This is a genomic window from Pseudomonas sp. B414 (assembly GCF_055408445.1).
The window spans coordinates 1-21,634 of record NZ_JBUZTQ010000025.1 but is presented as its reverse complement, the minus strand read 5'-3'; the positions used below and the strand labels follow the sequence as shown (position 1 = coordinate 21,634).

At 60.5% G+C, this 21,634-nt stretch carries 14 protein-coding genes; 4 read left to right on the top strand and 10 right to left on the bottom strand.

The features are described from left to right. Window positions 1-53 precede the first annotated feature (53 nt). A complete protein-coding gene (locus ACZRMH_RS18985; RefSeq protein ID WP_464014739.1) occupies window positions 54-3,254 on the bottom strand; it encodes a S8 family serine peptidase in 3,201 nt (1,066 codons plus the stop codon). Window positions 3,255-3,549: 295 nt separating this feature from the next. Here ACZRMH_RS18985 and ACZRMH_RS18980 point away from each other — a divergent pair, with 295 nt between their 5' ends. The 4 genes from ACZRMH_RS18980 (at window position 3,550) to garD (ending at window position 8,585) form a co-directional block, all read left to right on the top strand. After that, window positions 3,550-4,299 carry a FadR/GntR family transcriptional regulator gene (locus ACZRMH_RS18980; protein WP_464014778.1) on the top strand — a complete coding sequence of 250 codons (750 nt, stop codon included), beginning with the start codon at window positions 3,550-3,552 and terminating at the stop codon, window positions 4,297-4,299. A gap of 290 nt (window positions 4,300-4,589) precedes the next feature. After that, window positions 4,590-5,501, top strand: a complete 912-nt coding sequence (gene kdgD, locus ACZRMH_RS18975; RefSeq protein WP_464014738.1) for a 5-dehydro-4-deoxyglucarate dehydratase — start codon at window positions 4,590-4,592, stop codon at window positions 5,499-5,501. A 106-nt stretch (window positions 5,502-5,607) separates the two neighbouring features. After that, complete coding sequence (locus tag ACZRMH_RS18970) at window positions 5,608-7,020, top strand: MFS transporter (RefSeq protein ID WP_464014777.1); 1,413 nt, start codon at window positions 5,608-5,610, stop codon at window positions 7,018-7,020. Window positions 7,021-7,031: 11 nt separating this feature from the next. Continuing rightward, on the top strand, window positions 7,032-8,585 hold the full coding sequence (garD, locus tag ACZRMH_RS18965; RefSeq protein ID WP_464014737.1) for a galactarate dehydratase: 1,554 nt from the start codon (window positions 7,032-7,034) through the stop codon (window positions 8,583-8,585). A gap of 113 nt (window positions 8,586-8,698) precedes the next feature. On the opposite strand, the gene ACZRMH_RS18960 is transcribed toward garD, so the two are convergent. The 9 genes from ACZRMH_RS18960 to ACZRMH_RS18920 form a co-directional block, all read right to left on the bottom strand. Next, window positions 8,699-10,099 (bottom strand): purple acid phosphatase family protein, encoded by a 1,401-nt coding sequence (locus tag ACZRMH_RS18960; protein WP_464014736.1) that lies wholly within the window; start codon window positions 10,097-10,099, stop codon window positions 8,699-8,701. A 326-nt stretch (window positions 10,100-10,425) separates the two neighbouring features. After that, window positions 10,426-11,208: a uroporphyrinogen-III C-methyltransferase gene (gene cobA, locus ACZRMH_RS18955; protein ID WP_464014735.1), complete on the bottom strand. Its 783-nt coding sequence runs from the start codon at window positions 11,206-11,208 to the stop codon at window positions 10,426-10,428. A 10-nt stretch (window positions 11,209-11,218) separates the two neighbouring features. Next, window positions 11,219-13,936, bottom strand: a complete 2,718-nt coding sequence (locus ACZRMH_RS18950; RefSeq protein ID WP_464014734.1) for a nitrate reductase — start codon at window positions 13,934-13,936, stop codon at window positions 11,219-11,221. Continuing rightward, window positions 13,936-14,253 (bottom strand): nitrite reductase small subunit NirD, encoded by a 318-nt coding sequence (gene nirD, locus ACZRMH_RS18945; protein WP_464014733.1) that lies wholly within the window; start codon window positions 14,251-14,253, stop codon window positions 13,936-13,938. Before nirD ends, ACZRMH_RS18950 begins: the two co-directional genes overlap by 1 nt. Beyond that, window positions 14,250-16,718, bottom strand: a complete 2,469-nt coding sequence (gene nirB, locus ACZRMH_RS18940; protein ID WP_464014732.1) for a nitrite reductase large subunit NirB — start codon at window positions 16,716-16,718, stop codon at window positions 14,250-14,252. Before nirB ends, nirD begins: the two co-directional genes overlap by 4 nt. Before the next feature lie 296 nt (window positions 16,719-17,014). Continuing rightward, a complete protein-coding gene (locus ACZRMH_RS18935; RefSeq protein ID WP_464014731.1) occupies window positions 17,015-18,694 on the bottom strand; it encodes a protein kinase domain-containing protein in 1,680 nt (559 codons plus the stop codon). Between the two features lie 7 nt (window positions 18,695-18,701). Next, entirely contained in the window at window positions 18,702-19,913 is a 1,212-nt protein-coding gene (locus tag ACZRMH_RS18930) for a nitrate/nitrite transporter (protein WP_464014730.1), read from the bottom strand. Window positions 19,914-20,191: 278 nt separating this feature from the next. Then, complete coding sequence (locus tag ACZRMH_RS18925; protein ID WP_464014729.1) at window positions 20,192-20,767, bottom strand: ANTAR domain-containing response regulator; 576 nt, start codon at window positions 20,765-20,767, stop codon at window positions 20,192-20,194. A 14-nt stretch (window positions 20,768-20,781) separates the two neighbouring features. Then, on the bottom strand, window positions 20,782-21,570 hold the full coding sequence (locus tag ACZRMH_RS18920) for a CmpA/NrtA family ABC transporter substrate-binding protein (protein ID WP_464014776.1): 789 nt from the start codon (window positions 21,568-21,570) through the stop codon (window positions 20,782-20,784). Between the last annotated feature and the right edge of the window lie 64 nt (window positions 21,571-21,634).

The window sequence follows — 21,634 nt, the reverse complement described above, 5'->3', positions numbered from 1 at the left end:
CGTTATAGCGTGAGGTTTTTACAGAATGATGTATTTAACTACCACCTCAAGTATTAGAACTCGAACTGATATTGGATTGATGCGCTTCGCGCGTTCGAGCGTTCACCGCGCTGATCATTCAGGCTCAGGCTCACTGTGTTGCTGCGGTTGAGCCGGGCCACTGCGCCCAGGTTCAGTTGCAGCGCCGAGTTGTTCAGCGGGGCACCGGCAATGCGCATGGTGCTTGCCTCTTGCCAGGCAACGTCGGTGGCCGGGCTCAGGTTACCGCTGGCACGGGTATAGGCGGCGCTGCCGTTAAGGCTGAGCCAGGAGGGGCCTATTGAGGTTCTGTTCAAATCCACCTTGAAACGCAAGCCGCCAGTGGCCAGATTGACCGCGCTGCTGGCTGCACGTCCCGTCAGCGCGCTCCTGGCGCCGCGTTCACGGAACCCGTCAGTTTCAGCGTTGACGCGGGCAAACTGGACAAAGGGTTGCCAGTCCCATGCGCCTTGACGCAGGTGATAGTTGCCTTCGACAAAGGCTTGTTGGGTGCGGCTGCGGTAGTCTGCGGACAAACGTTCTTCCACCCCGGGAAAGCGGATATATCGGCTGGTTTTAATCCGGTTCTGGCCCCAGGCCAGCCCGCCGTATAGCCCGAACCCGTTCCAGGTATGCCCTGCGTGTATGCCGAACTGGTAGCCGTCGAGGCTGGCCTGGTCGCTCCCTGCGGTTTTTACGTTGATTTGACCGCTGGCCAGCAGCACCCCGGCGCGGGTGCCCTGTTCAAAGTCATGATCCGCGCCGACCATCAACCCGGTGAGTTTGTGGTTGGCAGATGCCGCATTGCCGTTACCGTCCAGTCGACCGTTTTGCAGCATCGATTGCACCCACACGCCTTGATGTGAAATACCCGTTTGCCGGGCCGGGCTGTCCAGTGCTCCCCGGGCTCGAGCCAGCGCAGCATCACGCAGTACCCGGGTGTTTTCGATCTGCACCGCCTGGGTGCTGGCGTGGAGTTCGCCGCTGAGCTGGCCCAGGGCGTTTCTCGCCTCGGCGGGGAACAGCGACGTCAGGCGCTGCGCCAGTGGTTCGGACATGGCCAGGGCGTCCGCAGCGCTGGCCGTGGCACGCTGGTTGGCGGTGTTGGCGGCCGAGAGCAGAGGCAGGCCCCGACTGACATTAACGCCGATGTTGTGAGCATCCCGAGTCTGGGTGAAGCTTAGAAAGGGTGAGAATGCCCGGTGATCCAGGGCGCTGAATTGGCCTGTGATGCCCGCATCTGCCTGCAACACCGGGTAGTGTCTGCCCAGGGTAAACACGTCGGGCTTACGGGCCAGGCGCAGGGTGCTGTCTTCCACTCGGGCTTGACCCGTTATCTGCAACGCAGCGCGATCAGGCGTTTCGCCCGCAGTGGCGATCAGGGTCGACCCTGCCTCTTGCAGATAATCGCCGTTGATCGTCAGTGCACGGTGCGCACTGCCGGGCGCAATGGTGCCCCGCACCTGGGTATTCCCCAGCGTGCCGTCACCACTGAGCCAGCCGTTGGTGCCTATCCGGGTCATGGCACCCGCTTGCAGGCCGTGGATCTGGGCGAGGCCACCGGTGACGTTGAGTTCGGTATTGTGCAAGCTGCCGTTAAGGCGCAGCAGGCCGCCAGCGACGTTGATATCGCTGGTCAAACGGTTGTGGCCGTCGAGTTCGAGAATGCCGCCGTTGAGGGTCGCACCGGCAAAACTGTTGTTGCCACTGAGGCGCAACCAGCCGTCACCGCTCTTGCCCAGGCGCCCCGGGCCACTGATATCGTTGCGCCAGTCGTCCCAGGCACCGCCTTGCCAGACCACCGCGCCACCGGCGCGGCGATCCATTGCCACCGTGGTGTCGACGCGCAGTTGTCCCGGCCCGTCGATGGCCTTTTTCAGGTCAATCAGGCCCCACCCATACACCTCATCGACGCCGGGGGCGCCGAGGTCTTGCGCAGTGGTCAGGAGTACGTCGCGGATCTGCGGGTTGTCGAGATAGGGGAAGCGCTCCATCAGCAAACCGAGTGCGCCGGTCACATGGGGGGCAGCCATGGAGGTGCCGGTATGGGCGAGATAACCAAAGCTTGGACGGTCGCCTGTTACGGTGATGCCGTTCACTTCGCCGTTTTCGTCATGGCGTTTTGCGACGTCGATCTCGCCGCCCACTATGGAGGAGGTGATGTTCGTGCCGGGCGCCGCCACACACCAGTTCATGCTATAGCCGCATCGAAACGAATCCGGGTTCAGCAACCGGTTTTCATTCACATTGACCACGCTCAGCCAGTACGGCTCAAGTTCTGGTATGGCACGGGGCACGGAAGCCAGAGTGTCGGCAAAAGGGGCCAGTTCGGGGGTCGGGTTGTTCTCGGAATTGCCGGCCGCCCACACCTGCAGCAAACCGCTGCCTTGCGACATTTTGGCAAAGACATCGATCAAGCCAGAGCGATGCTTTTGCAGTGACGCATCCAGTTGTTCGACGGTGGACAGTTCTTCCGGGAGACCCCAGCTGTGATTGATGGCGCGCACGTTCTGGTCGCGCAGTTGCTCGTATGTCGACAGGTAGGCCTCAAGGGCAGGTCTGACTGTCTTGTCGCGGTCAGGCCCCTCGTTATAGACGTTACCGAACAGGCGCACGGTGCTCAGATCGGCTCCCCAGGCTACGCCGTGGATGCCTTTGCCATCGCGGTTGGCGAGCATGGTTCCGGCGACGTGAGTGCCATGGGCTTCATAGGTTGCCCCCAGCTTGGCTTTGTACTCGTCAAGCTCTTCGGTCAACAAATCGTCGTCGAGGATCATTTGTTCCAGTCGCGCCAGGGTTTGGGGTGGCAAGTCGTTGTACTCGATGCTGGCGCGATCCCCTTCGGCGAAGAAACATCCCTTGCTTCCCGTTGCAGGCAGTGTTTCCTGTTCGCATCCGGGGTCCGCCAGGCGTACGGAGCGATGATTTTTTGCCGCGAACTCAGGGTGACGCAAATCTACGCCGGAATCGCCAAGGCTCAGGCGTACACCGTTGCCACTGAGCCCGCGGGCATAGGCCCAGTCTGCGCCAATGGCACTCAGCCCCCAGTCCAGCTTGAACTCATCGCTGCGCCAGCTTGCGGCATCGTGCAAACGCCCCTGTTCGCTATAGGCCAGTACTTGAGTGGGGAGTGTCCACAGGCCAGCAAGCAGGCCAAGGGCAAAAGGGGCTGTGCGTAATGAGTGTTGGCAGGTGCTGGAAGCGGGCCAATTGCGGATTTTTATTGGGATCAGCATGCCTGAAGAGTCTTTGTTTGAAATGAGCAGCCAATCCTGAGCAATTGCCTACAGGATGCGTATCAGATGAGGAGGGGGTCTGTGCGAGAAGGCTCTGGTTCTGATGTAGGTAAACGCAATTCGCTCGGCGGCTCAGTGTCGTGAGCCCGCAGCAGGTGATCGTACAACCGGCTTGAGCTATGATGCGTCCATACGGGGGCGGGATAACACCGCGTTCAGATCCGCCAAAGCGATAAATCAGATGCTTTAATGATCAAAGCTCCCGATCCTTTTGATTTCGAGAAAAATGTTCACCATGGAAAACCACAACGACGTACCCCGCCTCCCTCGCAAGCGCCGCAGCCTGGCGCAAGAGTTGGTGACGGTGCTGTCCGAGCAGATCCGCGACGGTATGCTCAAGCGCGGCGACAAGTTGCCGACCGAGTCAGCGATCATGGAAGCTCATGGTGTCAGCCGCACGGTGGTGCGCGAGGCAATTTCCCGCTTGCAGGCCGCAGGACAGGTGGAAACCCGCCACGGTATCGGCACCTTTGTGCTGGATACGCCGAGCCCGAGCGGTTTTCGGATCGACCCGGCCACCGTCGTCACCTTGCGCGATGTGCTGGCGATTCTTGAATTGCGCATCAGCCTTGAAGTGGAGTCTGCCGGGCTGGCGGCGCAACGGCGCAGTACCGAACAACTGGCGGCGATGCGGGCGGCACTGGATGCCCTGAACGAAAACACCGCCCGTAATGGCGATGCCGTGGCCTCGGACTTTCAGTTTCACCTGCAGATTGCGCTGTCGACCGGTAACCGCTATTTCACCGATATCATGACGCACCTGGGCACCAGCATCATTCCGCGCACCCGGCTGAACTCGGCGCGTCTGGCCCATGATGACCAGCAGCAGTACATGAATCGGCTGAATCGCGAGCACGAAGAAATCTACCAGGCCATTGCCCGCCAGGATTCGGAAGCGGCCCGTGCGGCCATGCGCCTGCACCTGACCAACAGCCGCGAACGCCTGCGTCATGCCCACGAAGAAGCAGAGGCGCAACGCGGGTAGGGGACGAGAAACTTTGTAGCAGCTGACTCGCGGAGCGAATCAGCTGCTACAAGGGAGGGGTTCTCAGACAACCTATCTCTATTTGTAAATTAAATTCAATCGATGCAGCGCTGCCATAAAGCCCGTTTTAGACGGGCTTTGTCGTTTTTAAACGGACACATTCTGCCGCCCCCCAAGCACGATGTTCACAAATGAGATTGACGTTACTTATTTAAGTTGTACGATGACGTACGACGCAGTAAAGCGCTAACGTATTTTTCATCACAACGTGCTCCCAGGGTGTTCGAATAATGAATCCACAAGAACTGAAGTCCATCCTCTCTTCCGGTCTGTTGTCGTTTCCGATAACCGACTTCAACGCTCAAGGTGATTTCCATCGTGAGGGTTACATCAAGCGCCTGGAATGGTTGGCCCCGTATGGTGCCTCCGCCCTGTTCGCCGCAGGCGGCACCGGTGAGTTCTTCTCCCTGGCGGCCAGTGAATATTCGCAAGTGATCAAAACCGCTGTCGATACCTGCGCCACCAGCGTGCCGATCCTCGCCGGTGTCGGTGGTTCGACCCGCCAGGCCATCGAGTATGCTCAAGAAGCCGAGCGTCTGGGCGCCAAAGGTTTGCTGCTGCTCCCGCACTACCTGACCGAAGCCAGCCAGGACGGCGTTGCCGCCCACGTTGAGGCGGTGTGCAAGTCGGTGAAAATCGGCGTGATCGTCTACAACCGCAACGTCTGCCGTTTGACTGCACCGCTGCTGGAACGTCTGGCCGAGCGCTGCCCTAACCTGGTCGGTTACAAGGATGGCCTGGGTGATATCGAGTTGATGGTGTCGATACGTCGCCGCCTCGGTGATCGCTTCAGCTACCTGGGCGGCTTGCCGACCGCAGAAGTCTACGCTGCCGCTTACAAAGCATTGGGCGTACCGGTTTATTCCTCGGCGGTGTTCAACTTCATCCCGAAAACCGCGATGGATTTCTACCATGCGGTGGCCCGTGAAGATCACGCCACAGTGGGCAAGATTATCGATGACTTCTTCCTGCCGTACCTGGACATCCGCAACCGCAAGGCCGGTTATGCAGTGAGTATCGTCAAGGCCGGTGCAACTATTTCCGGTTATAGCGCAGGCCCGGTGCGTACGCCGCTGACCGATCTGTTGCCAGAAGAGTACGAAGCATTGGCCGCCTTGATCGACAAGCAAGGTCCGCAGTAAGCACATATCAAGGCCGCTGAGAAATCAGCGGCCTTTTGCGTAAGGGAATATGCTCGGGGGCTGTAAAAAATCTCCCAATGAATTGGACACAGCTGCACCTGTAAGCCTGCTACATCAAAACTATTTACCCGCGCATAAAAATAATCAGTGGGAGTCGTACTACATGCAAGCCACCAAGCCGACGCGCGTGCGTTATTTGATTTTGCTCATGCTTTTTCTGGTGACCACGATCAATTACGCAGACCGCGCCACCATCGCAATCGCAGGCTCCAGCCTGCAAAAAGACCTCGGCATCGACGCCGTTACCCTGGGTTATATCTTTTCCGCATTCGGCTGGGCCTACGTGGCCGGGCAAATTCCCGGCGGCTGGTTGCTCGACCGTTTTGGTTCGAAAAAAGTCTATGCCCTGAGTATTTTTACCTGGTCACTGTTTACCGTGCTGCAAGGTTTTGTCGGCGAGTTCGGTATGTCCACTGCAGTGGTTGCGCTGTTTATGCTGCGCTTTCTGGTAGGCCTGGCCGAAGCACCGTCCTTTCCTGGCAACGCCCGCATCGTGGCTGCCTGGTTCCCGACGGCAGAGCGTGGCACGGCATCCGCTATTTTCAACTCGGCGCAATACTTCGCCACCGTACTGTTCGCTCCATTGATGGGCTGGATCGTCTATTCCTACGGCTGGGAGCACGTATTCATCGTTATGGGGCTGTTCGGCATCGTATTTTCGGGCATCTGGCTGAAAGTTATCTACAGCCCGCGCGAACACCCGAGCATTAACGAAGCCGAGTTCAAGCATATCGCTGAAAACGGCGGCATGGTCGACATGGACCAAAAAGGTAAAAAGGCTGATGGTCCAAAGTGGGATTACATACGCCAACTTTTGACCAATCGCATGATGATCGGCGTTTATCTAGGGCAGTACTGTATCAATGGTATTACCTACTTCTTCCTGACCTGGTTTCCGGTGTATCTGGTACAGGACCGCGGCATGACCATCCTCAAGGCCGGTTTTATTGCCTCATTACCCGCCATCTGCGGGTTTATTGGAGGAGTGCTGGGCGGGGTGATTTCCGATTACCTGCTGCGCAAAGGTCATTCACTGACCTTCGCCCGCAAGGCACCGATCATCGCAGGGTTGCTGGTATCTAGCAGCATCGTGGCGTGCAACTACGTGGAGCTGGAATGGATGGTGGTCGGCTTTATGGCCCTGGCATTCTTCGGTAAAGGTGTCGGTGCACTGGGCTGGGCTGTGGTCTCCGATACCTCGCCCAAGCAGATCGCAGGTCTGAGCGGCGGACTGTTCAACACTTTCGGCAATATCGCTTCGATCACTACACCCATCGTTATCGGCTACATCATCAGCTCCACCGGCTCATTCAAATGGGCGCTGGTGTTTGTCGGCTGCAATGCACTGGTCGCAGTGTTCAGTTACCTGGTTATCGTCGGACCGATCAAGCGTGTGGTACTTAAAGAACCGCCCACCAGCGGGCCGGTAGCGGTTGAACTTTCACCTGCCCATACTTGAGGAGCGACGCCATGACCTTGATTGAACATTCCGATTCGCCGCGCTCGATCCGCTTGCACCCACAGGATAACGTTGCGGTGGTGGTCAACGATCAGGGCGTACCGGCCGGTACGGTGTTTGCCGACGGGCTGGTGACCCTGGATTTTGTGCCGCAGAGCCATAAAGTCACTTTGCTGGATATTGCCGAGGGCGGCGAGGTGATCCGCTACGGCCAGGTGATCGGCTACGCCCTGCAGGCCATCGCGCAGGGCAGCTGGGTCAATGAAGACCAGCTGCGCATGCCCACCGCGCCAACCTTGGACAGCCTGCCGCTGGCCACTGATGTTCCGTTGGCTCAGGCGCCACTGGAGGGCTACACCTTCGAGGGTTATCGCAACGCCGACGGCACCGTTGGTACGCGCAATATTCTGGGCATCACCACTACCGTGCAGTGCGTAACCGGCGTGCTGGATCATGCGGTCAAACGCATCAAGGACGAGTTGCTGCCCCTTTACCCCCATGTCGATGACGTGGTGGCCTTGACCCACAGCTACGGCTGCGGCGTAGCCATCAGCGCCACCGACGCCTATATCCCGATCCGCACCGTACGCAATCTGGCGCGCAACCCCAACCTGGGGGGCGAAGCACTGGTGATCAGCCTGGGCTGCGAAAAATTGCAGGCCGGGCAGGTGATGCACGAAAACGACAGCTCGGTGGATTTGAGCGAGCCGTGGTTGTACCGCCTGCAGGACTCCAGCCACGGCTTTAGCGAAATGATCGAGCAGATCATGGCGCTGGCTGAAACCCGGTTAAAGAAACTCGATCAGCGTCGCCGCGAAACCGTACCGGCATCCGAGCTGATTCTGGGCATGCAGTGCGGCGGCAGCGATGCGTTCTCCGGGATCACCGCCAACCCGGCGCTGGGTTATGCCTCGGACCTGCTGTTGCGGGCGGGAGCAACGGTGATGTTTTCCGAAGTGACCGAAGTACGCGATGCCATTTACCTGCTGACATCCCGGGCCGAGAACCAGACCGTGGCCCGCGAGTTGGTGCGTGAAATGGACTGGTACGACCGCTATCTGGCCAAAGGCGAAGCGGACCGCAGCGCCAATACCACGCCGGGCAACAAGAAGGGCGGGTTGTCGAATATCGTCGAAAAATCCCTGGGGTCCATCGTCAAATCCGGCAGTAGCGCGATCAATGGCGTGCTTGGCCCTGGCGAGCGCTTTACCCGCAAAGGCCTGATCTTTTGTGCAACGCCTGCCAGTGACTTTGTGTGCGGCACCCTGCAACTGGCGGCCGGGATGAACCTGCATGTCTTCACCACCGGGCGCGGCACGCCGTATGGATTGGCGATGGCACCGGTGGTGAAAGTCTCGACCCGAACCGAGCTGGCGCGGCGCTGGCCGGACCTGATCGATATCGATGCCGGGCGTATTGCCACCGGGCGGGCGAGTATCGAGGACCTGGGTTGGGAGCTGTTCCACTATTACCTGGACGTGGCCAGCGGCAACAAACGCACCTGGGCGGAGCAGCACAAACTGCACAACGACATCACCCTGTTCAATCCGGCGCCGATCACCTGAACTTGAAGCAATTGTGGGCGCGGGCTTGCTCGCGATGCAGGCGGTGCGGTCTACCTGAATAACTGCGTTGATGCCATCGCGAGCAAGCCCGCTCCCACAGGTCTCCCATATGGCTATTTGCCCCGCGAGCTGCAGGCAAAACCATCAGGCCCGATGCTGGCGGTGCAGGCGCGCTCGGCAGGCAGGTTCTTCACCGGCTCGCGCAAGTGGTTACGGTTTTTGCCGTCGCGCTCCAGATCAAAGGCGTCATATAACTTGCCTGCTGCGGTGTAGCTGCGCACCTTGAGCCGTGAGTCCTGCACGTCGATGGTCTGGTACAGCTGGGTTTCTTCAGCGCTGCGATCCGGTTGCTGCCGGGCCCGGTCATTCAGGCCGTACATCTTCGATCCCGCTACCGAGACCATATACACCGGCCCCTGCACCTTGCCCCCGGCCCTGGCAGCTTTGGACGCAACACGACCGGCTTCATTGGTAATACGGCTGTAGCAGTGATCATGTCCTTGTAGCACAAGATCCACGGCATAACGCTCGAACAGCGGCTTCCAGGCAGTCTTCAACGGCTCGCTGTCTTCGGGGCGGGCACAGGTGTACACGGGCTGATGATTGACCACGATGTTCCAGCGCGCCCGGCTGCTTTTCAGGCTTTGTTCAAGCCATCGGGTTTGCTGCGCCAGAGTGCCCATATCGAGGGCCGAGGTGCCGTCGAGGACAATAAAACGCACGCCCTGATAGTCGACAAAATAGGTGGTGTCTTTCAGCCCTTCGACGCCGTTTTGCGGCAAGGCGAACTGGCGGCTCCAGTGTGGGCCGAGGGTGCGGGTTTCGCTGCCGTCGGGGTTGAGGCTGTCGAGGTATTCGTGATTACCCACGGCCAGCACCTGGGGGATCATCCCGTAGTGAAAACCTCCAGCCTGATTCCATTCGCCCCATTGGTCGTCGTGCACCAGATCGTCGCGCTGCGACACCAGATCACCGGCATGCACGATCAACGCCGGGCTGGCGACGCTCTGCAGCGCCTGGCGAATACTGCGCGAAGCCAGGGCCAGGATGTCGTTTTGCACATCGCCCATATAGATAAAGTTGAACGGTTTGAACCCCTCGGCAGCGGTGCGGAACTGCAGCCATTCGCTCCAGCCGTCGTTGCCCATGACCCGGTACACATAGGCTGTATCCGGCTGCAAATCATGCAGGCGAACCTGGTGGAAAAGGGCCGGACCGTTTTCGTTGTCCAGGCTCAGACGCGAGCCTTCGACCGTGTGCGCTGCCTTGGCCAGTTGCGGGCCATCGAGGGCAGGGGCCAGTTGCAACTGGCTGGCCTGTTGGCGGGTATCGGTGCGGAAAGTCACGGCCATTTCCCGTGCGGGATTGGCCCCGGGGGTCAGCACGATACGGTCGGCGAGGCCCGTGGCGGCATAAGGTGCGCCGGGGGAATGGGGTAATGGGGATGCGGGGTCGGCTGCGGCGCTGTTGATCACGGAAAGCAGCGAGAGGGCCAGTAATGTAGGGCGAATCATGGTGACTCCTTGAAGGCTGAATGCCCGTCAAGGAAACAAAGCCCCATGACGCCGGGATGACGGCGGGGGTCGATTTGGCTCAGTCAAAAGCCACTTTGCGCACGGATTGTGGGCAGGAGCGGGGTAAACGCTGGGGGGAAGGGGGTCGTTTGGGATCACCCCTTCTGCGCCATTTCTGTGGGCTGGCTTGCCTGCGTTCAGGTAAACCCCACCGCCTGCATCGCGAGCAAGCTCGCTCCCACAATGTTCCCTGCCAGGTTTGAATTTTGTGGGTGCCACAAAACTTGTGGGAGCAGGCTTGCCTGCGATCGCATCACCGCGATGCCTCAGTACAACCGCGCCGCTTGCATCGCGGGCAAGCCCGTCTCCCACACATTCTCTTCCCTCAATTGTTGTGCCGCACTGGATGCCGCCACACGACCAATCACCAGAATCGCCGGGCTTTTCAATTGGAAGACCTCGGCGTCGTCTTCCATCGAATCCAGGTGGCTGCGGCATTCGCGCTGGTGAGGCAGGGATGCATTTTCGATCATGGCCACCGGCATGTCCGCGGTCATGCCGCCCGCCAGCAATTGCTCGCGGATCTCGCTCAGTTTGGCCACACCCATATACACCACCAACGTGGTGCCGCTTTGCGCCAGCGCCTGCCAGTTCACCCGGCTGTCATCCTGGGTGTGCGCCGTTACCAGCGTCACACCCCGGGCCACGCCACGCAGGGTCAGGGGGATAGCGCATTGCGTGGCGCCTGCCAGCCCGGCAGTGATGCCGTTGACCAGCTCAACCTCAACCCCCTGTTCGCGCAACCACTGCGCCTCTTCGCCGCCACGGCCGAAGATGCACGGGTCGCCGCCCTTGAGCCGCACCACGCATTTGCCGTGACGGGCATAGCGCAGCATCAGGCGATGAATAAACGCCTGCGGGGTCGAGCGGCAACCACCGCGCTTGCCCACCGCAATCACCCGTGCAGCGGGGCAATGTTCCAGCACTGCGTCATTGACCAGATCGTCAATCAGCACCACATCCGCTTCGCGCAGGGCGCGGACGGCCTTGAGCGTCAGCAGTTCCGGGTCACCCGGGCCTGCACCTACCAGCCAGACTTTTGCACTCATCGTGTTTTCCTCACGCGATAACGGCGATCGGCTGCACTTGGGCAGCCAGCAAACGCTTGATTTCCGGGACACAGGAGCCGCATTGCGTCCCGCAGCTCAATGTATTTTTCAGCCCCTGCAAGTCCAGCCCTTGGCCGATACCAGCGCAGACTGCGTTCTGGCTGACGTTCTTGCAGTTGCACACAATCTTGTTGCCTGTGGCCGCAGCATCGACGCCACCCGGTGGCGCGCTTAGCGGTGCCAGTAACCAGCGGCGCAGTTGTTCATCGGCTCGACCTTCCAGCCACAGGCTTTGCAGCCAGTGCTGGGCGAGGGTTTCGCCCGCCAGGCGAATGGCAGTAATACGGCCGTTTTCGATCCGCACCCGCTTGCCAATGGAACGGCGCGGGTCGTCGTATGCCAGTACCGGTCCCGTGTTGAGGCCCAGGTATTGGTCGATATCGCGCAGCAGTTGCGCGTCCGGCGCGCTGGCGCTGGCGGCACGAATCAACAGCGCAGGGCGCTCGCGTCCGCTCAGGCTGAAACTAACGTACGAAAAAGCTTCGCAGAGCGGGCGCAAGGTCTCGAAACTCTGTTGCACATCGCCCTCGATCAGGGCGAAAAGATGCCAGGGCAATTGCACCGGTTCCAGGCGTACGGCGCTGTGCTTGAGCTCCGGTTGCTTGGACAGTGGGTCGAATGCGGGCAGAGTCAGGGTGTTGACTCCACCCTTGAGAAAACGGTCGCCCCAGTGCATTGGCAAAAACGCCTGGCCCGGGCGCACGCTGTCGTCGCTGCTGACTGGCAGGATCAGGGCTCCGCGTCGGCTCTTGAGGTTGATCAAGTCACCGGGTTGCAGGCGATGGCGGCGCAGTTCATCTGGGTGCAGGCTCAGCACCGCTTCGCTGACATGGCCGAACAACTGCGCGGCGGTGCCGGTGCGGCTCATGCCGTGCCACTGGTCGCGCAGGCGGCCGGTGATCAGGGTCAGGGGAAAGCGTGCATCGCGCTGCTCCTTGGCTGCCCGATAAGGGTCCGCGATAAACTGCGCACGCCCGCTGGGGGTAGGAAAAATTCCGTCCAGATACAGCCGCGCCGTGCCTTCACCGGCACCCGCCGGGAAGGGCCACTGTTGTGGGCCGATGGCATCGAGCACGGCATGGCTGATGCCCGACAGGTCCAGGTCACGGCCTGAGGTCAGTTGTTTGTATTCGTCGAAGACCTGGGCCGCGGTTGCAAAGGCAAACAGGCTTGCGCGCGCGGGACGCAGATGTTTTTCCAGGCGCTGTGCGAAATCCACTGTAATCGCCCAATCTGAACGCGCTTCACCTGGTGCGGTGATGGCTTTGCGTACATGGGAAATACGCCGCTCGGAGTTGGTCACCGTACCGTCTTTTTCGCCCCAACTGGCTGCGGGCAACAGCAGGTCGGCGAACGCTGCGGTTTCGGTGGTATGAAAGGCCTCTTGCAACACCACAAACGGGCAGGTTTGGAGCGCCGCCCGCACGGCGGTCTGGTCCGGCATGGATTGCGCAGGGTTGGTGCAGGCGATCCACACGGCCTTGATCTTGCCGCTGGCCATCTGCTCGAACAGTTCGATGGCGCTCAGACCGGTGTTTTGCGGCAGTTGCTCAACGCCCCAGTAAGCGGCGACTTCGGCCCGGTGTTCGGCATTGGCGGCCTCGCGATGGCCAGGTAACAAATTGGACAGGCTGCCGGTTTCGCGCCCGCCCATGGCATTGGGCTGACCGGTCAGGGAGAACGGCCCTGCACCCGGCCGGCCTATTTGCCCGGTGGCCAGATGCAGGTTGATCAGCGCGCTGTTTTTCGCACTACCGGCGGTGGACTGGTTGAGGCCCATGCACCACAGCGACAAAAAACTTGGCGAAGTGCCAACCCATTCGGCGCATTGCTGCAGGTGCTCGACGCTGATACCGCACAGCTGCGACACCATCTGCGGGGTGTAATCGCGCACCAGGCTTTTCAGCTCGGCCAGGCCCTGGGTATGCGTCTGGATAAAGTCGCGGTCGATCCAGTCTTCCCACAACAACAGATGCAAAATCCCGTGAAACAAAGCGACATCGGTACCCGGAAGAATCGCCAGATGCAGGTCGGCCAGATCACAGGTGTCGGTGCGGCGCGGGTCGATAACGATGACTTTCATCTGCGGGCGTCGTGCTTTTTCCTCTTCCAGCCGACGAAACAGTACCGGGTGGGCGTAGGCCATATTGCTGCCGACGATCATCACGCAGTCGCTCAGCTCCAAGTCTTCATAGCTGCAAGGCGGTGCGTCGGCACCCAGGCTGCGCTTGTACCCGACCACGGCCGATGACATGCACAGCCGTGAGTTACTGTCGATATTGTTGGTGCCTACCAGCGCACGAGCCAGTTTGTTAAAGGCGTAGTAGTCCTCGGTCAGCAATTGCCCGGAGATATAAAACGCCACGCTGTCGGGACCGTGCTCGGCGATAGTGGCGGCGAACACATTGGCCGCGTGATCGAGGGCGCTGTCCCAGTCGGTGCGGGTGCGGGCCAGTGCCTTGCCCAGACGTAATTGCGGATACAGCGCGCGGGCGTTGCGGTCACCGGTCAGGTGCAGTGTCGAGCCTTTGCTGCACAGTTTGCCGAAGTTGGCCGGGTGCGCCGGATCGCCGCTGACACCGAGGATGCGCTCGCCGTCATGTTCGATCAGCACGCCACAGCCGACCCCGCAATAGCAGCAGGTGGAGGCGGTGATCTGGCGCTCCATCAGCCTGCGTCCCGCAGGGCCAGCAGCACGCGGCCATTTTCCACCCGCGCCGGGTGATGATGGGCACAGCCGATGTCCGGGGCCAGGGCTTCGCCGCTTTGCAGGTCGATCTGCCAGTTGTGCAGCGGGCAGGCCACGCGTTTGCCGTAGATCAGGCCCTGGGACAGCGGGCCACCCTTGTGCGGGCAGCGGTCGTCGAGGGCGAACACTTCGTCGTCGCTGGTACGAAAGATCGCGATATCCCCCTTGGGCCCGCTGATGATCCGCGAGCCCAGGGCGTTGATGTCCTCCAGTGAGCAGATATCCAGCCAGTTCATGCCAGCACCTCCAGGTTTTTCACGGGGATGACCTCGAATTCCTTTTTCAGCAGCGGCTGCTCCAGGCGTTCCTTCCACGGGTCTTGTTCAAACGACAAGGAAAACTGCAGGCGCTCGTTGAGCGTCTTGCGCCGCTCGGGGTCTTCGAGCACGGCCTTCTTGATGTGCTCCATGCCGACCCGTTGCAGGTAGTGCACGGTGCGTTCGAGGTAGAAGGCTTCATCACGGTACAGCTGCAAAAAGGCGCCGTTATATTCGCGTACTTCTTCGGCAGTCTTGAGCTTGACGAAGAACTCGGCGACTTCGGTCTTGATCCCGCCGTTGCCGCCGATATACATCTCCCAGCCCGAGTCCACGCCGATAATCCCTACGTCCTTGATCCCTGCTTCCGAGCAATTACGCGGGCAACCGGATACCGCCAGCTTGACCTTGTGTGGCGACCACATATTGAACAGGTCGTGTTCCAGCTCGATGCCCAGTTGTGTTGAATTTTGCGTGCCGAAGCGGCAGAACTCGCTGCCCACACAGGTTTTTACGGTACGGATGGATTTGCCGTAGGCATGCCCCGAGGGCATGTCCAGATCCTTCCATACCCCCGGCAGGTCGTGTTTCTTGATCCCCAGCAAGTCGATACGTTGGCCGCCGGTGACCTTGACCATCGGCACGTTGTACTTGTCGGCCACATCGGCAATGCGCCGCAATTCGGACGGATTAGTGACACCGCCCCACATCCGTGGGACCACCGAATAGGTGCCGTCTTTTTGAATATTGGCGTGGGCCCGCTCGTTGATCAGGCGCGATTGCGGGTCATCCCTCGCTTCCCCCGGCCAGGTGGAAATCAGGTAGTAGTTGAGCGCCGGGCGGCAGGTCGCGCAGCCATTGGGCGTGCGCCAGTTCAGGTAGCTCTGGGTGCCGGCGATGGTCAGCAAGTGTTGCTCGCGGATGGCCTGGCGGATTTGCCCGTGGTTCAGGTCGCTGCACCCGCAGATGGCTTTTTCGCTTTTGGGTTTGACGTCTGCTGCGCCACCGACGGTGTTGATCAGGATCTGCTCGACTAAACCCGCGCAGGAGCCGCAGGAGCTGGCGGCCTTGGTGTGCTTTTTGACCTCGTCGACGCTGAACAGCCCGTGCTCCTGAATGGCCTTGACGATGGTGCCCTTGCATACGCCATTGCAACCGCAGACTTCGGCGCTATCGGCCATGCTCATGGCCTTGTCCTGGCCCTGATGGCCTACGTCGCCGATGGCATGCTCCATTAACGAAGAGCCACCGAACATCAAATGATCGCGAATCTCACCGATGGCGTGGTTCTCACGGATCTGACGGAAGTACCAGCCACCGTCGGCGGTGTCGCCGTACAGGCAGGCGCCCACCAGAATGTCGTCCTTGATCACCAGTTTTTTGTAGACCCCGCCAATCGGGTCGCTGAGGGTGATGGTTTCGGTGCCTTCACCGCCCATAAAGTCGCCGGCGGAGAACAGGTCGATACCGGTGACCTTCAACTTGGTCGAGGTGACCGAGCCTTGGTAACGGGCAAAGCCCAGTTGCGCCAGGTGGTTGGCACAGACCTTGGCCTGCTCGAACAGCGGTGCCACCAGGCCGTAAGCAATGCCGCGATGGCTGGCGCATTCACCGATGGCGTAAATGCGCGGGTCGTAGGTTTGCAGGGTGTCGTTGACCAGAATCCCGCGGTTGCAGGGGATGCCCGCCCGCTCGGCGAGTTCGGTGTTGGGGCGAATACCGGCAGCCATCACCACCAGATCGGCGGGGATGATCTCGCCGTTCTTGAACTCCACCGAGCCAACCCGGCCATTGCCCGCATCATGCAGGGCATTGGTTTGTTCGCGCAGGCGAAAATGCAGGCCGCGTGCTTCCAGGGCGGTTTGCAGCAGTTGGCCGCTGATCGGGTCGAGCTGGCGATCGAGTAGCCATTCACCAATATGTACCACGGTCACATGCATGCCGCGCAGCATCAGGCCGTTGGCCGCTTCCAGACCGAGCAGGCCACCACCGATAACCACCGCATGTTTATGGGTCTTGGCGGTGTCGATCATTGCCTGGGTATCGGCAATATCGCGGTAGCCGATTACGCCGTCCAGGGTGTTGCCCGGAATCGGCAAGATAAACGGCGTTGAACCGGTGGCGATCAGCAGGCGGTCATATTCGGCTTCGGTGCCGTCTTCGGCGATCACCCGGCGCTTTACCCGGTCAATCTGCACCACTTTACGGTTGAGCAGCAGCTTGATGTCGTTGTCCAGGTACCAGTCGAGATCATTAAGTACGATTTCTTCGAAAGTCTGCTCACCGGCCAGCACCGGTGAGAGCAGGATGCGGTTGTAGTTGGCGTGGGGTTCGGCACCGAAGACCGTAATGTCGTAAAGCTCGTTGCTTAGTTTCAGCAATTCTTCCAGGGTGCGAACCCCGGCCATGCCATTGCCGATCATTACCAGTTTGAGTTTTTTCATCAGGTTCTCCGGGAGCAGGGGCCTGCCTTGTAGGTGGCATTGCGGCCTTGCTCGACAAATTGTGCGCAAACAAAAAAAGGCGTCCCGCTAGTTGCCTAGCGAGGACGCCTTTGTCCTTGTCCCGTTCTCTCGGGAAACCTGGCCTTCGTCGTTGAAGACCGGGTTTTATGATTGATGGATCAGCTAATGCAGTGGTTGTGCCAAGTGGGCAGGGGCCCGTGTTTACGGGGTGGAATTTTATTTGTTTGTTTTTTTGTGCACTGAATCAAAGCGCGCCGCCCGTTATTGGGGCGCGGCTACAGGGGGTGTGCGTGAAGCAAAAAAAACAGCAGCACCAGATTTATCAGCAGCGACACTAATGCAACCCCCCGCCACACCTTCAGCGGTTCGCGCTCCAGCCACGGCCTTGGGCGCACATTCAAGCTCTGCCTTTCCCCCTGTTCCAGTTGCAGCAACCATTCTTCCGCCGTTTCAAAACGCTGCGCCGGGTCGCCTGCAACGCCGCGCTCCAGGCTGTGGGCAATCCATTCCGGCAGGTCGGGGCGGTAACGGCTGGCGCTCACCGGCACGCCAAAACGCGGGCGCTGGAAGGCTTCGATCTCACCGTAGGGGTAATGCCCGGTCAGCAGGTAATACAAGGTCACGCCCACTGCGTACAGATCCTGCCCAGGGCCGGGCTTGTCACCGCGAAAGGCTTCCGGGGCGATATAGCTGGGTGTGCCGGGCAGCGCCGATGGCAGATCCTCTGACAACCCTGGGCAGTAGGCCAATCCGAAGTCCAGCACACGTAATTCGCCATCGTCCCCCAGCAACACATTCTGCGGTTTGATATCACGGTGAAAAATCTGCCGCCGGTGCAACAGGCCCACAGCCCGCAGCAGGCGCTCGGCAAGATCCAGCCATTGTGCCAGCGGCAGCGGCCCGCCCTTGGCATAGAGTTTTTCCAGGGTACAACCGGAGTATTCCCGCATCACGTAGTACAGATGCTGACGCTGACTGGCAGGGTGTACTTCAGGGAAATGCCGCCCGGCCACGCGCTTGAGAAACCATTCCTCCGACAGCAGGGCCTGCCCGGCCAGATGATCGTCATGCAGGCGCGCGGGCAGGGTTTTCAGCAGCCAGGGCTGTTGCTGCGTGTCCCGTACCCGGTAGAGCAGCGACTGCTGGCTCTGGCCAAGATGGCTTTCGACCTGCCAACCCTCAAAGTGCTGGCCCGGCCTGAGCGCAGGCGGCAGTGGCCATTGCTGTAATTGCAGCAATGCATCGCCGATAGCGCTTTCGCCCAGGGCATCGACCCGCACCAGCAGGGCGCTGGCATTGTCCTGGCTGCCTGCCCGGTGCGCGGCATTGACCAGCGTGCAGGCGGCGCTTTGCAGGTCGGGCAGGTCACGCAACAGGGCGGCGATTGCGGTATCGCCCAGGCACGACCACACACCGTCGCTGAGCAGCACAAAGGTTTCGTCCTGTTGCAGTTCGCCGTCGAGAAAATCCACCACCAGATGCTGATCCAGCCCCAGTGCCCGCTTGAGTACATGCTGCATGCCCGGCTGCTCCCAGACATGATCTTCGCTGATGCGCTGCAAGGCCCCGGCGTGCCAGCGGTACACCCGGCAATCGCCGACATGGGCCAGGGTGAAACGCCTGCCGCGCAGCACCAGGGCACTGACGGTGGTCAGCAGCGGTTGGCCGCCACCATTGGCCTGTAGCCAGCGGTTTTGCGCCAGCAGCAAACGCTCCAGTGCCTGCGCCACGCTCCAGGTTTCGGGTGTGGCGTAGTAGTCCAGGGCTAGCGCCTGCAAGGTCGAGCGGGCCGCCAGGGCGCCATCTGCGCATTGGCTGACGCCATCGGCAATGGCGAACAGATAGCCCTTGCTCGCTGCCAGCAGTGGCAGCGGCGTGACCTCACGCAGCGCGTCCTGATTCTCGGCGCGCGGCCCGGTGGCGCTGGCGTGGGCGAAACTCAGTTGCAGGCTCATCGCCGCCTCACACCCGCGCAGCGGTCACGGCAGCCGAACCCCAGGTGGTTCTCCAGCGGCGTTTGACCCCGTGCAGGCCGAACCAGGCCAGCACCCCGAGGCTGGCAAATAACCACAAGGCCAGTTGATAACTGCCGGTGCTTTGCTTGATTGCCCCCATGCCCGCCGCCAGGGCGAAACCGCCGATACCACCGGCCATGCCGATCAGGCCGGTCATGACCCCTATTTCACGGCGAAAGCGCTGCGGTACCAACTGAAAAACCGCGCCGTTGCCTGCACCCAGCCCCAGCATGGTGCACACGAACAGTGCCAGTGCCGCGTAGGAACTGGGCAGGTTAAAGCCCACGGCGGCGATGCTGATGGTCGCCAGGGTGTACATCCCCAGTAAGGTGCGGATGCCGCCAAAGCGATCGGCCAGTGCACCGCCCAAAGGTCGCATCAAACTGCCGCCAAATACGCAGGCGGCAGTGTAGTAACCGGCGGTCACCGGGCTGAGTCCGTATTGATCGTTAAAATAGCCGGGGAGGGCGCTGGCCAGACCGATAAAGCCGCCGAAGGTCACGCTGTAGAAGAACATAAACCACCAGCTGTCACGGTCGCCCAGGGCCTTGAAGTAGTCGCTTATGGACTTGGCTTTGGGGCGCTCGGGGGCGTTTTTTGCCAGCCAGGCAAACACGAAAATGCACAGTACCAGCGGGATCAGGGCAAAGCCGAACACGTTGCTCCAGCCATAGGCTGCAGCCAGCACCGGGGCCAGCAGGGCGGCAAACACGGTGCCTGAATTGCCGGCTCCGGCGATGCCCATGGCCTTGCCCTGATGCTGCGGCGGATACCATTGTGAAGCCAGCGGCAGGGCGACGGCGAACGAGGCCCCGGCCATGCCCAGAAACAGACCCAGCAGCAAGGCCTGTTCGTAGCTGTGGATGCCGTGTTTCCAGGCCACAAACAGCGCGCAGATGACGATGACTTGACCGATCAGCCCGGCGGTTTTCGGTGACAGGCGATCGGCCAGCAGGCCCATCACAAAACGCAGCACGGCACCGGCCAGAATCGGCGTGGCCACCACCAGACCGCGCTGTTGGGTGGTCAGGTGCAGGTCGGTGGCGATTTGCACCGCCAGCGGGCCGAGCAGATACCAGACCATAAAACTCAGGTCGAAATACAGAAATGCCGCAAACAGGGTCGGGGTATGGCCGGACTTCCAGAAGCTTGAATTCATCGCGCACCTCAACGGTTATTCGTTTCGAGAAGGAGTGATTTGCGATGGAGCGCCGTAACGGCCGCACCACCAGCCCCGGTCACTGGGGCCAAAACGAAAAAACGCCGCTGCCGGATTCGCCATGGGCGAATAAGGGGAGCGACGTCTTTGTCGTAGGTGGGGCAACCGCCGTTGGTTACCGGTAGTGATTGCTTAGCGAGAAGTGTGCCAAATTGCAGGAACTCGTCAGTTGCTTGTTTGACTCAAAAATTTTGTGGGCGCCACAGAGAGTTTGTACCTCAGCCCAGCAACTCACTCATGGCAATGATCTGCTCTGCCACCAGTATCAGCTTTTGCTGGCGGCTCATGGCCTGGCGGCGCATCAGGGTATAGGCCTCTTCCTCGTTGCAGCTTTTCATGGTCATCAACAAGCCTTTGGCCAGTTCAATGCGTTTGCGCTCGGCCAGTTGCTGGTCGCGGGCGTGCAGTTGGGCGCGCAAGGCCTGGTCGCTTTCAAAGCGGGCCATGGCCACATCGAGAATCGGCTGCAGGCGCTGGGCATGGATACCTTCGACGATGTAGGCGCTGACCCCTGACTTGATCGCCTGGCGCATGACGCCGGGGTCGTGTTCGTCGGTAAACATCACAATCGGCCGTGGCTGATCCCGTGAAACCAGCACCACTTGCTCCAGCACATCGCGGCTTGGCGACTCGGTATCGATCAGGATCACGTCCGGGCGCACCGTTTCGACGCGTGCGGGCAGGTCGATGGTCAGGCCCGATTCGTCGATCACTTCAAACCCGGCTTCGCTCAGCGCGGCTTTCAGGCGGCCGACTTTCTTCGCCGTGTCGTTGATCAGTAAGATACGCAGCATGGGGCAGGCTCCGGTCAACGACGGGCAACAAGGGGAGCGCTGGCGCTCATGGCATGCAGCGCAAAACTTCGGGCATAGCCTGCAGGGTCCGAGCCGTCCCACACCTTGCCATCAAGCAATTGGCTGCTGCGCATGTCCGAGTCAGCGACAGGCACGCCAACAGCGCTGGCTGCGTCGCGGTACAAGGCCAGTTGCTGAACCTGACGGGCAACGCCGAGGTAGTCCGGGTCTTCGCGCAGCAAGCCCCAGCGGCGGAACTGGGTCATAAACCACATGCCATCGGACAGGTAGGGCAGGTTGACCTCACCGTTGCCATAAAAACGCAGCGCGTGCGGGTCTTGCCAGTGATTGCCCAGGCCGTCGCTGTAGTCGCCCAGCAGGCGCGGGGCGATGCACTCAACGGGTGCATTGAGATACTCGGCGGCGCTCAACAACTGCGCGGTGCTGCGACGGTTTTCGTGGTTTTGTTCGATAAAGCGGCTGGCTTCGAGAATCGCCATCACCAGCGCCCGGGCGGTATTGGGATATTGCTCGACAAACTCGCGGGTGCAGCCCAGGACTTTTTCCGGGTGGTCGGGCCACAGGGCTTGGGTGGTGCTGAGGGTGAAGCCCATATTCTGCTGGACTGCACTGGCGGCCCACGGCTCGCCGACGCAAAAACCGTCAATACGCCCCGCCTGCAAGTGGGCGATCATCTGTTGCGGTGGCACTACCACGCTGGCGACGTCCCGCAACGGATGGATACTCTGGCTCGCCAGCCAGTAATACAGGGCGGTTGCAGGAGCTGAGTGCAACACGGTTATTGAATTGAAGCCGGAGCATCATGCCGCATAGCCAAGGCTTCCTGCATCACCTCTCCCATGACTT